We start from the raw sequence: 12,105 nt of genomic DNA on the forward strand, positions 1-12,105 counted from the left end.
ACGGGAAGAGGGGATGGACGAGCGGATGGTCGGCGATGCCATGGTGCATTGCCTGCCTTTCCTTGATTTCACGGTCGTTCGAGTCGAGAATCTACCCGATCTCAGCTTCAGCCGGGCCACCAGTATCTGCGTTCGGAGAAGTGCTCACTATGGGACTTGCTCGCAGGAGGCGATCCTCGTGTCGGCAGGTATTGGAGATGGTGGTCCGGCAGGTTGTCGGGTGGAAGTGGATAGGCGGGAATGAACGGCTGTCATTCCCAGATTGCCGTCGATGGACAGCCAGGCAGCCTGTGCCTGGGTGAGAGGGTGGGATCACTGGATCGAACCCAGGCATTGGATCGGTTCCTGGCAGGGATTGAGCGGCGCGCATTCCGCATGGCCCATATCGCCACGGGGAATGAGGATGAGGCGCTCGATCTGGTGCAGGATGCCATGTTGAAGCTGGCGCACAAGTATGGCGAACGGGCCGAGGAGGAATGGGGCCCGCTGTTCCACTGTATTCTGCAGAGCCGCATTCGGGACTGGTATCGCCGCGAGAGGGTGCGCAATCGCCTGCGGGAATTTTTCCGCAGCCCTCACGATGAAGAGGAGGGGGAGGATCCACTGGAGCAGATTGCGGATGCGACCGCCGTGGCGCCGGATGAGGACGTGCAGCGTAAACGTGCTTGTGCGGAGCTGGAGGTGGCGTTGCGAGCCCTTCCGCTGCGACAGCAGCAGGCGTTTCTGTTGCGCATTTGGGAAGAACTGGATGTCGCGCAAACGGCTCAAGCCATGGGCTGTTCGCAAGGCAGTGTCAAAACGCATTTGTTCCGGGCGTTGCAGGTGTTGCGAACGCGGTTGGGAGCGCATTGGCCATGAACGAACGATCGGATGAACAACGGGATCCGCTCGCAGTTGCGGCGAAACACCTCCTCGATCGCAGTGTGCAGGATCTCGATCAGAAGACAGTGCTGTCGGTGCAGCGGGCCAGACTGGCTGCGCTGGACGCGGCTTCGCGGCGCCGGCAACCTTGGCTTCGGTGGGCCGGGGGTGTGGCGCTGGCATCGATGGCCACGCTGATTGTCACCATCTGGCTGTGGCAAGCCAACGGAGCGAATCACTCCCATCTTTTGCTCGAAGATCTCGAACTGATGCAATCCCCTGAAAATATCGAATTGTCGGAAGATCTTGAATTTTACAACTGGCTGGCCGATGGCACCGCCACGACCGGCTAGGTGTTGGCTGTGGCTCGGCTTTTGTCTGGTTGCCTCACTGGCTCAGGCAGCTCCGGAGCCGGCGCCGAAACCGGACGAGATCGATGCCGATTTTCTCGACTTCCTGGGGTCCTGGCAGAACGACTCAGGCCGCTGGGTGGATCCATTCGAAGTCACGGAGGATGTTCCTAGAGACGAACGTCTGACATCGAAGGACGATACGAGAGGCCCGGCGACAAGTCCCCGAAGACCGTCGAAGGGCGGCGAGCAGAAGCGTAATTCGAACGTGCCACCTGATCCGATGAGGATGCAGACCGGACCATGAGAGCGTTGCTGGTGTGTGTAATCGTGCTGGGATGCGGCGTGGCGTCTGCCTGGGCGCAGGGCGATGCGGCGGGCGTGCCGTGGAGCCAGTTGAGCCCCGGCGAGCAGCAACTGCTGCAACGGTTCAGCGACAACTGGGATCAGCTGCCTCCGCGTAAACAACAACGGTTACGCAACGGGGCGCAGCAGTGGGGGACGATGACGCCGGAAGAGCGTCAGGAAGCCAAGCAACGGTTCAAACAATGGCGGACGCTTCCGCCGGAGCAACAGCAACAGCTGCGCGAACGGTATCAGCAGTTTCGCCAGCTTCCTCCTGAACAACGCGAGTCGGTGCGCGATGCCCGTCGGTGGTTCAGGTCCCTCCCGCCCGAACAGCGAAAAGAGCTGCGGGAAAAATTCAAAAGCATGTCTCCGGAGGAACGGCGCACGTACCGGCGGGAACTTCGTCGTCAGTATGGCGGGAACGGCGGCGGACAGGCTCCCGGCGGGTCATCGCCGCAGTAATCATTGGAATGTGTCGATCGGTCTCTCCCTATGACACTTTCCTCGTGCACCTAGTGGGTCGATTCAGAAGCTGAATCAGAGGAATCTATTTTCCGGCTGTCCTTCACGTAGACGCTGCCGGGCCGGCCCTTGGCGACCTTCTTCAATTCCGAGGCAATCTTACTGACATCTCCCGGATGGGAGATCACGCGATGTTCATTCGTCACCACGGCGATGGACAGACTCATGATGGGGAATCGTTCGTGGTTGCCGCGGCGGTCGACGGAGTCGATGAATCCAGCCTGTCGATCCTCCGGATCGTAAAAGTCCGGAATGACCAGATCGAACCGCTTGATGAGAGTCTGACAAATCGCATCGATGGCGGAGGGGGCGCTCATAAACACAAAGTCGTCACCACCCACATGCCCGACGAATCCGTCGGTACCGGTTAGTTCACTGACCACAGTCGTAAGGATGCGGCAGGTGACGACCAGGACTTCGTCGCCGCGGGCATAGCCATACCGGTCGTTGAACGATTTGAAGTTGTCGATATCCAGGTAGGCCAGCGCGAAGGGCGCCCGGCTTTCGATGCGCGCGGTCGTTTCATGGAGAATTGTGCTGTTGCCGGGGAGTCTGGTCAGGGGATTCGCGTCCAGCGAGCGTTCAAGTCGGCTCAGGCAGAGGCGCACCCGCTGCGGCACTTCGTCGGGGCGGTAGGGGACGGCGATATAGTCGTCCACCCCCAGCGTCGCCCAATCCAAATCGTTGACCCGGATATCGCGTACCAGAATGATCAGGGGCAATCGTCCCAGGAAGGGGTCGGCGCGCAAGTCCCGGGCTAACGTATCTGCCGAACGGCCGTTGGTGCCTTCGGCCGCGAGCACGAGACAGGGCGGATCATGCACCAGCTCGTGCATCGCCAGGCGGCCGGCATCCGCTGACACCACCGTCAATCCTGACCGGTTCAATCCTGCTGTCAGGCGTTCGATTTCAAGCGGGTCGCTGTGCAGCAACAAAATGCGTCGGTTTTGTAGAGATCCGCTCATAAGTAGTCGTCGATGGTCTGGAACTCTTCCGTGGCCTGAGCGAGGCTGTGGGCGAGGCTCTGCGCGTCCAGACCCACCAGATCCCAGGCTGACCGGGACAGCGGCGGGACCAGGTTGTCGCCGGGATTGCCGCAGGCCAGACCCTTCACCAATACATCGGCGACGTGCACGATGGCAGTTTGGAGCTTTGCGTCCTGAGCAGCCGCAGGAGTGTGGTGGTGGAGAATCGGCTCGCGCAGGCTGGTCGGAAGGTGCCAGGCGCTCGCGAGCCAGCCTCCGACATCGGCATGGGTCACCTCGAACAATTCCTGCTCCACGTCCATCAGGGGCTGGGACGTGTTGCGGGTCACGGCGGTGATCCGTTGGCCGACATCGGGCCATTTGACGTACAGCACGACTTTGCCGATATCGTGCAGGAGCCCGGCGACAAACACTTCTTCGGGATTCTTCATGGCCGCCTTGGTGCCCAGAATATGCGCGGTCATCGCAACCCCGAGCGAGTGCCGCCAGAGTTCGTTCATGCCGGCGTTTCGCATCATGTCGAACGCCGTCGCGCAAAGGGTGAGGCCCTTCACCACGTTTAAGCCCAGGACCACTACGGCATGGGCGACCGACGCGATCCGCGAAGGAAATCCGTAAAAGGGCGAATTGGCCAGCCGCAACACTTTGGCGGACAGTACTTGATCCTTTTCAATCAGAGCCCCGATTTCTTCCGCCGATACGTTGGGGCGGCCGATCATGGAAGCCAGTTTTTGGACGACATGCGGGAGAGTCGGTAACTCACCGACTTGCTCGATTCGCCGTCGAAGATCGATTTTCTCTGAAGGATTCATGCCGAGGGTGTCGCCTCCGGATGGTCGCTGATGCCATGGGTGGCTCGAAGGTGGAGTCGAATCGCCTCGCGCAGTTGGCATTGAATCGGATCCTGTGCCACCAGTCGAAAGCGGTGGTCGAGCTCGGCCTCCAGTTCGTCGAGCGTCTTGCCACTCGCATCACCGGCCTCCCCCTCCACATAGACGGACGTCAGGCCGAGTCGCTGCAATCGCGAGAGGGTCGCTTCATCCAACTCGGCGCCGACAGGAAGCACTACCAGCCCGGCGTTGTTGGTGACCGGTTTGGCGAGAATCATGCCTGTCGTGAGTTCTTCGATGACGACTCGTTTCATCGTTGCGCTCGTATACCGTCGATGTGTTCAGTCATACCGGTGCGTTGTCTGGATGGGCCGACCGTTCGAACATGAGGGTGCCCGTGTGGTCTCTATCGGAGTAAACTCTACCGATCTTGAGCAGGCTGCGTTGGTCGCGTAAGACGGTGCCTTGCTGGAAGTCGGGCGTGACTTGACAGGATGGGGGACATTCCACAGAATCGGCTGCATCGTCAGCGGGCTGTGGTTTCAAGAAGGGAGCGCGAGATGAAGAGTGAGATTCTGTATCCCGGGGCATTTCCGATGGTGCGCGTCTATCTGAACGAGGGGGAGACGGTGAAAGCCGAGTCCGGCGCCATGGTGGCCGCCTCGCCGACGATCGATATCGAAAGCAAAATGGAAGGCGGTTTTCTGGGCGCGTTATCGCGGAAGATGCTGAGCGGCGAGAAATTTTTCTTCCAGACGTTGCGCGCCAGCCGCGGAGCGGGGGAAGTGCTCCTAGCCCCGACCGTGCCCGGTGAAATTGTCTTGCTGGATCTCGACGGCGTGAATGAATACATGGTGCAGAAGGATGGCTTTCTGGCCGGCGCGGAAGGTGTGAAGATCGAAAGCAAGATGCAAAGTCTCACGCGCGGTTTGCTGGGTGGCGAAGGGTTTTTTATTCTGAAGATCGGCGGGACCGGTCAGCTGATCCTGAACAGCTTCGGGGCGATCCACAAAATCGAGCTGAAGCCGAACGAAGAGTATATCGTCGATAACAGCCACCTCGTGGCCTGGACGTCCACCACCACATACAATATCGAAAAGGCCTCCTCCGGCTGGATTGCCAGCCTGACGTCAGGTGAAGGGCTGGTGTGCCGCTTCCGTGGCCCCGGTGTGGTCTATATCCAAAGCCGCAATCCCGGCAGCTTCGGGAATTGGATTAGGCAATTCATCCCCGTCTCTGAGTAGCGGCTGAATGGCGGGCGCTGAAAACGCCGGCCAACTTTGTACTCGGTTCGAAAAAATCCTCAACGTACCCCAGAGGGTACGCCTCCGGTTTTTTCTCGCCTGCGGCCGCGTTGGCCGCCGTTTTGAACGCCCGCTTCACAGACGATAGTTTTTCATGAGGAAAGTCCAGGCCCGATGAACTCTACTCCCAACGCGCTCTATTTCGCTGACGGACTGCCGGCGTCAGGTGCCCCTTGTGTGGTGGCAGTGTCGGCGGATGGTTTGCACATCAGGCCGACGGGCGATTCTCCGCTCGTCGAGCAGCTGGTCTCGTTCGCGGACATGTCGGTCGAGGCCGGAGGCTTGGATCATGATCAGTTGGTGGTGTCGTGGGGAGCCGGCGCATCGGTCCGGACGTTGTATCTCAAGGATCCGGCATTGATCATCGCGTTTCGTCGCGCCGCTCCGTCTGCATTGATGGCGCGTGTGGAACAGGCGGCTGAGCAAGTTCGTCGCGCGCGCCACAGTCATCGCGCCCTGTGGGGCAGTGCCGTGGGGGTGGTGGTCGGGCTGGGATTGATGGTGTGGTTCGGGTCGGATCTGATCGTCGAATGGGTGGTCGTTCGCATACCGGTCCAGTGGGAACAGAAGCTCGGCGAAACGGTCTACCAGGACTTCCTCTCAAAAGAAACGGTGCTCAAGGAAGGCCCGGCTGTCAGCGCGGTGCAGGAAATGACTCAGCGCATGACCGCCAAGATTCCCAACAACCCCTACACGTTTCAGGTGTCGGTGGTCCAGAGCCCCGTGGTGAACGCGTTTGCGTTGCCGGGGGGGTATGTGGTGGTGTTCACCGGCCTGATGAAGAAGGCGGAGAGCGGCGAAGAAGTGGCCGGGGTATTGAGTCATGAGTTGAACCATGTGTTGCAGCGGCATGGGATGGAACGCCTCGTGAAGATGATGGGGTTAGCCGCGGTGGTGAGTATTCTCGTCGGAGATCAGCAAGGCCTGATTGGGTTGGCCAGGCAACTGGGTTTGGAGTTGGCCACATTGAAGTTCGGCCGTGAGCAGGAGACGGAAGCGGATGTCACCGGCATTCGCCTCTTGTCCGATGCACGAATCGCCCCGGACGGCATGATCCGGTTTTTTGAACGTCTCTCGGAAAAAGACAAGGAACGTGTGGAGCTCTTCTCCACGCATCCCATGAGCGCGGCTCGCGCCGAGCGGTTGAAAGCAGAGCTGGCCGCCTTGCCCAAGCAGACCCCCGAGCCGTTCACCTTTGAGTGGAAAGGCGTTCAGGATTCACTGGGCGCGTCCGAACCAAAAAAATAGTTGCGGAGCTGCGGATGCGGATTGGAGTGGTTTCGGATACGCACGGACTGTTCGATCGGGCGCTACTCCGTCACTTTTCCGGGGTCGACCATATCCTTCACGCCGGCGATATCGGTACGCGTGGCGTCATCGAACTGCTGACACAGATTGCTCCGGTCACAGCCGTATCCGGCAACGTGGATGGGTTCGAGGCGAGCGGGTTTCCGGTGGAGCAGGTGCTCGATCTGGCGGGGCATCGGGTGGCCCTCTATCACCGGCTGTATGAAGGGGGGCGATTCACCCGCGACGGGACTGGATTCTTGACGCGGACACATCCGGCGATTTGTGTCTACGGACATACCCATAAACCGAAGGTGGAATGGCAGGAGGGGGTGTTGTTGTTCAATCCCGGGTCGGCGGGACCGAAACGGTTTCACCTGCCTCGTGCAGTGGGCCTGCTCCTGCTCGATGCCGGGACCATCGACGCGCGGCACATTATGCTGGCCGATCGGGCGGAATGAGATGCTCTGCCCGCTTGCAGGATTTTTTGCTCTACATGGTGGGGAGCGTTGGCTATAATGAGCAGGTCATTTGTGGGGAGCATCGGGCGGAGTCATTCACTTGTGCAAAGGAGGAGGACCTATGCTGAGACAATTGATCGTTGCGTTGGGTGTGGTGGCGGTGGCGTCCCAGGCCGGCTTGGTCATGGCAGCGAATCCTGATACCGGACCGGGTTGTGGTCTCGGGAAGCTGGCGTGGGCGGACTATAAGAATCAGAAGAACATTGCGCCACAGGTCATGATGGCCACGACCAACGGCACCTTCGGCAGCGGCACGTTCGGGATCAGTTCGGGGACGTCGGGGTGCACGAACGACGGGCAGGTCATGGCGGATCAGAAGACCACCATGTTTGCGCTCCTGAATTTTGAGAATCTGACGCAGGAGATGGCGCAGGGAAAAGGTGAGCATTTGGCCTCCCTGGCGTCGCTCATGGGGATTCCGGATGAACAGCATCCGGCGTTTTTCGCGTTGACCCAGGAACGCTACACGGCGCTCGTGCAGGACGGTGAAACCTCGTCGGTGGCGTTGGTGAAGACGCTGAATGACGCGGTATCGAAGAGCCCTGTCCTCGCTCAAGCCGTCAGCCGCTAATGATGTCAGGGCTCCGGTCATCGGCCGGAGCCCTGTTCGCTTCTCGGCTTCCCATCGTGTTCATCCTGTTTTCTCTGTTGGTCATTTTTTTGCTCGCGACTTCTGTTGCGGCGGAAGATCCGCCCGCGCCGTATTTCACACAACTCCTTCAACAGGCCCGCCAGGCGAGATTGGCGGATGCGCGCGAATGGCATCTCCTGTTGCACTATCGTGCCAATTTGTTCGGCGGTTACACGAGTGAGCAGGACGACCCCGGGTTCTTTCTCGCGCCGGAGGGGAAAACCGATCCCCAGGTGGAACTCGAGGCGACGTTGAGACAGTTTTTTTCGCCGGAGCTGGTCGGTCGCTCCAAGCAACCGGCTCAATGCGCCTTTGTGGCGCGGTATGCATGGCTGCAAGAGCGTCTCGGCTTCGATCCGGTCCAGCTCCCACCCATGCGGTGCGAACGGTTCGAACGATGGCTGGAGGAGTTTCATGCTCGATCCATCACGCTCGTGTTTCCGTCGGCCTTTATGAACAATCCGGCTTCCATGTTCGGCCACACCTTCTTGCGCATCGATCAAGAAGGACAAACGGCTCAGACTCGTTTGCTGGCCTATACGATCAACTTTGCGGCCGACGTCCCTCCGGATGAAGGTCTCGCCTATCCGGTGCGCGGTATTTTGGGCGGCTACCGGGGGCAGTTCTCCACCGTCCCCTATTACCTGAAGGTGCAGGAATATCGGGACATCGAAAATCGTGATATCTGGGAGTATCGACTGAATCTTAACGATCGGCAGATCCGCCGGCTCCTCATGCACGCCTGGGAACTTGGGAACGCGTCGTTTGACTATTTTTTCTTCAAGGAAAATTGTTCGTACCACCTGTTGTCGTTGCTGGAGTATGCGGATCCCTCGCTGCACCTCATCGAACGGTTCCGTTTCTGGACTATTCCGGCCGACACGGTTCGAGTGCTTGCCGCCGAGGCGAGCCTCGTACAAGAGATTGCTTTTCGCCCGTCCCGTGTGACGCTCATTCGTCGTAAGCGAGAACAGCTGACGGATTCGGAGCATAGGCTGGTGAAACAATTGGTGGGCGATGCGTCGGCCGCTCAATCGGAGGCTGTTCGGAGTCTGTCGCTCTCCCGTCAGGCGTTCGTGCTGGATGTCGCGTCCGACTATGTGCGGTACAAGGCTGAGCGCGACGAGGCGCAGGCGGCGACGGCTCGAGATCACAACCGGCAGATCCTGACCGCACGGAGTCTCTTGCGAATTCCGTCAGAGGATCTCTCGATTGCTCCCTTCGCCATGCAGCCGGAGCTGGGGCACAAGACATCTCGCGCAAGTCTGGGGGCAGGTTGGCGCAACGACGACAGCTACGAAGAGGTCGGTGTGCGGATGGCGTATCACGATCTGCTGGATCCGGAACCTGGCTATACCCCGGATGCGCAGATCGAGGTGGGCTCGATCAGTGTCCGCCATTACAATCGAGCGGACCAGACAAGAATCGAACGGGCCACCCTGCTGAACGTGTTGTCGCTTTCGCCGATCGATAGTCTGTTTCATGCGCCGTCGTGGAAATTAAATATCGGCATGCAGACAATCAGCCATCGCGAATGCCAGTTGTGCAGTAACTGGAATTTCAACGGCGGGATCGGGGCGGCCGCGGAAACACATATGCTACGCCGTGAAGTATGGTTTGCGTTTGCCGAGGTGGAGGGAAATTACAGTCGAGCCTATGAGGAGAGGCATCGGGTCGGCGGGGGAGCGTCGGTCGGCTTTTATGCCGATCTGGCTGAGCGGTGGCGGCTGCTGGCCTCGACCAGCTACTTGCGGTATGCGTTGGGTGAAAGGACCGACGATGTGCGCTGGTCGGTGGGCCAGCGGTATACACTCGCGCAGAATTGGGCGCTTCGCCTGGAGTACAGTCACCGCGATCACGACAATGATGTACTGTTCACCGTGCAGGCATTTTTCTAGCTTGCCTGCACGGCGGACTGGAAATTTCGGAGATTACGGAACGGGCGGCGACTGGGTCAGGCTGGAGAGGGAGGGCGCTGCGGATGTGGCTACGCCTTCGATTGGCTTCAGCGTCACGGCCACCGCGTCGGGTTCGATCGTATACCCGCCACCGCTCAAGACATCGACCAGAATTCCGACCACTCCCCCTAGAATCACATTTCCCGCTACCCACCAGGAGAGGTGGCTTTCGACTCTCGACTGATTCTCCTCGAATCCTTCTTTGGTCAGCACCACCGCATGGTCTTTTTTGCGCTCGACCTTGGTGGCCAGAGGCGTGACGCCTCGTTCCGTCCCATCGATGACGACGTTCGCGCCGGCCGGTTCCGAGGAAACGTTGAGTTCTTCGTTGCCACCCAGGTGAACGATCGTGGCGCAGCCGGATACGACGCTGCTCAGCGCCAGGATGAACATGGCCGGGATTGCTTGAATAAACCATATGCGCATGGGTAGTCCTCAGCTGGTGTGATGGCTCTCAGGCGGTCGTGTCTCGAAGCCGCTGAATTCCAGTTCCATCGGAAAGTCTAGCAGGTGATTGCCGGAGGTCAACGAAGCCGAGTGGTTTGAAAAGATGAATCGTTCTGGGGGGGGGATAGTTTGGCTGTGGTCGTGACCCTCAGCCAAACCACAGCTATTCTCTCAATGAGGAAGACGTGGGCGCCGTGCTAACCCTTGATCTTTTCGATTGAGGTCAATGTTCCCTGAGGAGAATATTGCAGATGGTAGGTGACCACTTTGTCGCGGACGGCAATTTCGTACGGGGTGCCGACAAACTCCCAGAGGCACAGCGTGAAAAAGTCTGCCCCGAGGTGACCGATCGCGGTAGCAACTTTTACCCATGTACGATGAGCATCTGGGTCGAGCACATACCGATCGTCAAATCCTCCCGTTTCAGTCTTGCTGAACGAATCCGGCTGACCCAGTTCGGCAAGCACCTCAGTGCGTGGCGCGCCCTCCTTAATCACTGCCACATCGCCGCGATAGCTAGATCGGCTGGCCGCCATAACCACGGAGCAGCCTGATGTCATCATTGAAACCGCAATCAACGCCAAGAGGGTGTTTCTGGTCTTTCCCCAATGCCTCATATCCGCCTCCTTGAATTTCTGGTGAGTCGATCCGCGCAGGGGGAACATGGCCGTTCCGGTCTGCGAGGACTCGAAGGCTTTTATGAGGTAGGAGGAATACGTGCGGCTAACGTACAGAGGCACGAACAGAGACCTACAAACGGTGGGAGGCGACACATCGTTGCGCTGAGCCTCGATCTCAGCCTCGTGAGTCACCCCATCAACGGACCCTTCCGCAGTGGGGCCGTACGGCCCTAGGGTTTGTACGGTTCGGCGTAATCGTACGTGGTACTTCTGGCTTTGCGATTGACAAGCCTGGAGAGGTTACCTATACTCCCGCCACGTAGAGCCCCAACTTGGTGGGCGCCATCAACTAACCTCGAGAGGGAGGACTTATGAAGAAGGTGACCGTCTTGTTTTCTCTGAGCTTGATCAGCGCAGCGTATCTCAGCCTCACGGGCTGTCAGATCGTGGCGTCTCCGATGGCGGGTGGAATCTACAATGAAACGAAATACGGCGATGTGGCCACGACCCACAACAGCGCCACGAAGGAAGGCAAGGCCTGCGGCCAGTCGATCCTCGGCTGGGTTGCAACGGGTGATGCCAGCGTCTCGGCGGCGAAAGCGGCGGGCGGGATCACCACGGTGGCGTCGGTTGATCACTCGGCGAAGAACATTCTCGGCATCCTTGGCGAATGGTGCACCATCGTTAAGGGCAGCTGATCCGGTTTGTTATCCCTCTGAGAAAGGGTCTTCGGGATACTCTCCCGAAGACCCTTTTTTCTTTCTTCGTTCAGTGGCCTCCTACATGGTACGGTACGACGTGTATGTGGCTTCCCATCCTCCTGTGCCTTCTCGTGGGTTCCCTGTGGCATCCGCTCGCAGCCGGCAGCGCGGAATTCGGCGAAATCGATCTGGGCGGATATTTACTGGGGAGTTGGCCGAGGGACCAGAACCTCTTCAACCAGGGCGATACGGTGCCGGCTTCAGTGCAGCATGGCTTCGGCGCGGGGTTGAAAATCGGCCTCTTTCCCCATGCCACGCGCCGGATGTTCGGAATCGAGATTGATTCCTACGGGCATGGCGGCGCACTTTCCTTCCCGAATACAGCGAACGGACAGAATAACGGGACCGGACGCTCAAGCTTGCTGGTGTTGAATACGATGGTCAACCTGGTGCTCCGGTATCCGGGTGAGGTGGTGACACCGTATATCGGAATCGGTGGCGGCTGGTCGCATGGGACCTTGCTCAATCCCAATATCATCGGACGGGCCGACAAGGATTTCGAGTCTGCGCGCGCATTCGGTCATCAGTATCTGGCGGGGGCTCAGGTCATGGTGAGTCCGAAGGTCTATGTCTTCGGAGAGTATCGCCACTTTTCCGCCAACTACCATTGGGATGGGCTCGCGGTAGATTTTCGCGTTCATTATGGAGTGGTCGGCGTTGGACTGCGGTTCTAAGCTGC

Annotated in this window: 15 protein-coding genes; 10 read left to right on the forward strand and 5 right to left on the reverse strand. The window is 59.1% G+C overall.

Annotated elements, in window-relative coordinates:
• Positions 1 to 306: 306 nt before the first annotated feature.
• The 3 genes from H8K11_03045 to H8K11_03055 all read left to right on the forward strand — a co-directional run bounded on the left by H8K11_03045 (position 307) and on the right by H8K11_03055 (position 2,021).
• Positions 307 to 858, forward strand: coding sequence for an RNA polymerase sigma factor (locus H8K11_03045; GenBank protein ID MCS6262708.1), 552 nt, complete (start codon positions 307 to 309; stop codon positions 856 to 858).
• Positions 855 to 1,214, forward strand: a complete 360-nt coding sequence (locus H8K11_03050) for a hypothetical protein (GenBank protein ID MCS6262709.1) — start codon at positions 855 to 857, stop codon at positions 1,212 to 1,214. Before H8K11_03045 ends, H8K11_03050 begins: the two co-directional genes overlap by 4 nt.
• A gap of 300 nt (positions 1,215 to 1,514) precedes the next feature.
• Positions 1,515 to 2,021 (forward strand): DUF3106 domain-containing protein, encoded by a 507-nt coding sequence (locus H8K11_03055; GenBank protein ID MCS6262710.1) that lies wholly within the window; start codon positions 1,515 to 1,517, stop codon positions 2,019 to 2,021.
• Between the two features lie 50 nt (positions 2,022 to 2,071).
• Here H8K11_03055 and H8K11_03060 read toward each other — a convergent pair whose 3' ends face one another.
• Genes H8K11_03060 through H8K11_03070 form a run of 3 tightly spaced genes read right to left on the reverse strand, consistent with a single transcriptional unit; the run spans position 2,072 to position 4,211 of the window.
• Entirely contained in the window at positions 2,072 to 3,046 is a 975-nt protein-coding gene (locus H8K11_03060; GenBank protein MCS6262711.1) for a diguanylate cyclase, read from the reverse strand.
• Positions 3,043 to 3,879: an HDOD domain-containing protein gene (locus tag H8K11_03065; protein ID MCS6262712.1), complete on the reverse strand. Its 837-nt coding sequence runs from the start codon at positions 3,877 to 3,879 to the stop codon at positions 3,043 to 3,045. The genes H8K11_03060 and H8K11_03065 overlap by 4 nt, the downstream gene beginning before the upstream one ends.
• On the reverse strand, positions 3,876 to 4,211 hold the full coding sequence (locus H8K11_03070; GenBank protein MCS6262713.1) for a hypothetical protein: 336 nt from the start codon (positions 4,209 to 4,211) through the stop codon (positions 3,876 to 3,878). The genes H8K11_03065 and H8K11_03070 overlap by 4 nt, the downstream gene beginning before the upstream one ends.
• Before the next feature lie 246 nt (positions 4,212 to 4,457).
• On the opposite strand from H8K11_03070, the gene H8K11_03075 reads away from it, so the two are divergent.
• From H8K11_03075 to H8K11_03095, 5 genes are all read left to right on the forward strand, one after another.
• Positions 4,458 to 5,141, forward strand: coding sequence for a TIGR00266 family protein (locus tag H8K11_03075; protein MCS6262714.1), 684 nt, complete (start codon positions 4,458 to 4,460; stop codon positions 5,139 to 5,141).
• A gap of 174 nt (positions 5,142 to 5,315) precedes the next feature.
• Entirely contained in the window at positions 5,316 to 6,449 is a 1,134-nt protein-coding gene (locus tag H8K11_03080; GenBank protein MCS6262715.1) for a M48 family metallopeptidase, read from the forward strand.
• A gap of 14 nt (positions 6,450 to 6,463) precedes the next feature.
• Positions 6,464 to 6,949 carry a metallophosphoesterase family protein gene (locus H8K11_03085; GenBank protein ID MCS6262716.1) on the forward strand — a complete coding sequence of 162 codons (486 nt, stop codon included), beginning with the start codon at positions 6,464 to 6,466 and terminating at the stop codon, positions 6,947 to 6,949.
• A 121-nt stretch (positions 6,950 to 7,070) separates the two neighbouring features.
• A complete protein-coding gene (locus H8K11_03090; protein ID MCS6262717.1) occupies positions 7,071 to 7,580 on the forward strand; it encodes a DUF3015 domain-containing protein in 510 nt (169 codons plus the stop codon).
• A 2-nt stretch (positions 7,581 to 7,582) separates the two neighbouring features.
• Positions 7,583 to 9,538 (forward strand): DUF4105 domain-containing protein, encoded by a 1,956-nt coding sequence (locus tag H8K11_03095; protein ID MCS6262718.1) that lies wholly within the window; start codon positions 7,583 to 7,585, stop codon positions 9,536 to 9,538.
• Positions 9,539 to 9,571: 33 nt separating this feature from the next.
• On the opposite strand, the gene H8K11_03100 is transcribed toward H8K11_03095, so the two are convergent.
• Complete coding sequence (locus tag H8K11_03100) at positions 9,572 to 10,024, reverse strand: PEGA domain-containing protein (GenBank protein MCS6262719.1); 453 nt, start codon at positions 10,022 to 10,024, stop codon at positions 9,572 to 9,574.
• Positions 10,025 to 10,242: 218 nt separating this feature from the next.
• The gene (locus H8K11_03105) at positions 10,243 to 10,662 is read right to left on the reverse strand and encodes a hypothetical protein (GenBank protein ID MCS6262720.1); all 420 of its coding nucleotides are present in this window, start codon (positions 10,660 to 10,662) and stop codon (positions 10,243 to 10,245) included.
• Between the two features lie 461 nt (positions 10,663 to 11,123).
• On the opposite strand from H8K11_03105, the gene H8K11_03110 reads away from it, so the two are divergent.
• Together H8K11_03110 and H8K11_03115 are read left to right on the forward strand one after the other, a co-directional pair.
• A complete protein-coding gene (locus H8K11_03110; GenBank protein MCS6262721.1) occupies positions 11,124 to 11,363 on the forward strand; it encodes a hypothetical protein in 240 nt (79 codons plus the stop codon).
• 104 nt (positions 11,364 to 11,467) lie between these two features.
• Positions 11,468 to 12,100 carry an outer membrane beta-barrel protein gene (locus tag H8K11_03115; protein ID MCS6262722.1) on the forward strand — a complete coding sequence of 211 codons (633 nt, stop codon included), beginning with the start codon at positions 11,468 to 11,470 and terminating at the stop codon, positions 12,098 to 12,100.
• The last annotated feature ends 5 nt before the right edge of the window (positions 12,101 to 12,105 follow it).

It is taken from the genome of Nitrospira sp. (genome assembly GCA_024998565.1).
In the GTDB taxonomy this organism is placed as follows: Bacteria; Nitrospirota; Nitrospiria; order Nitrospirales; family Nitrospiraceae; genus Nitrospira_A.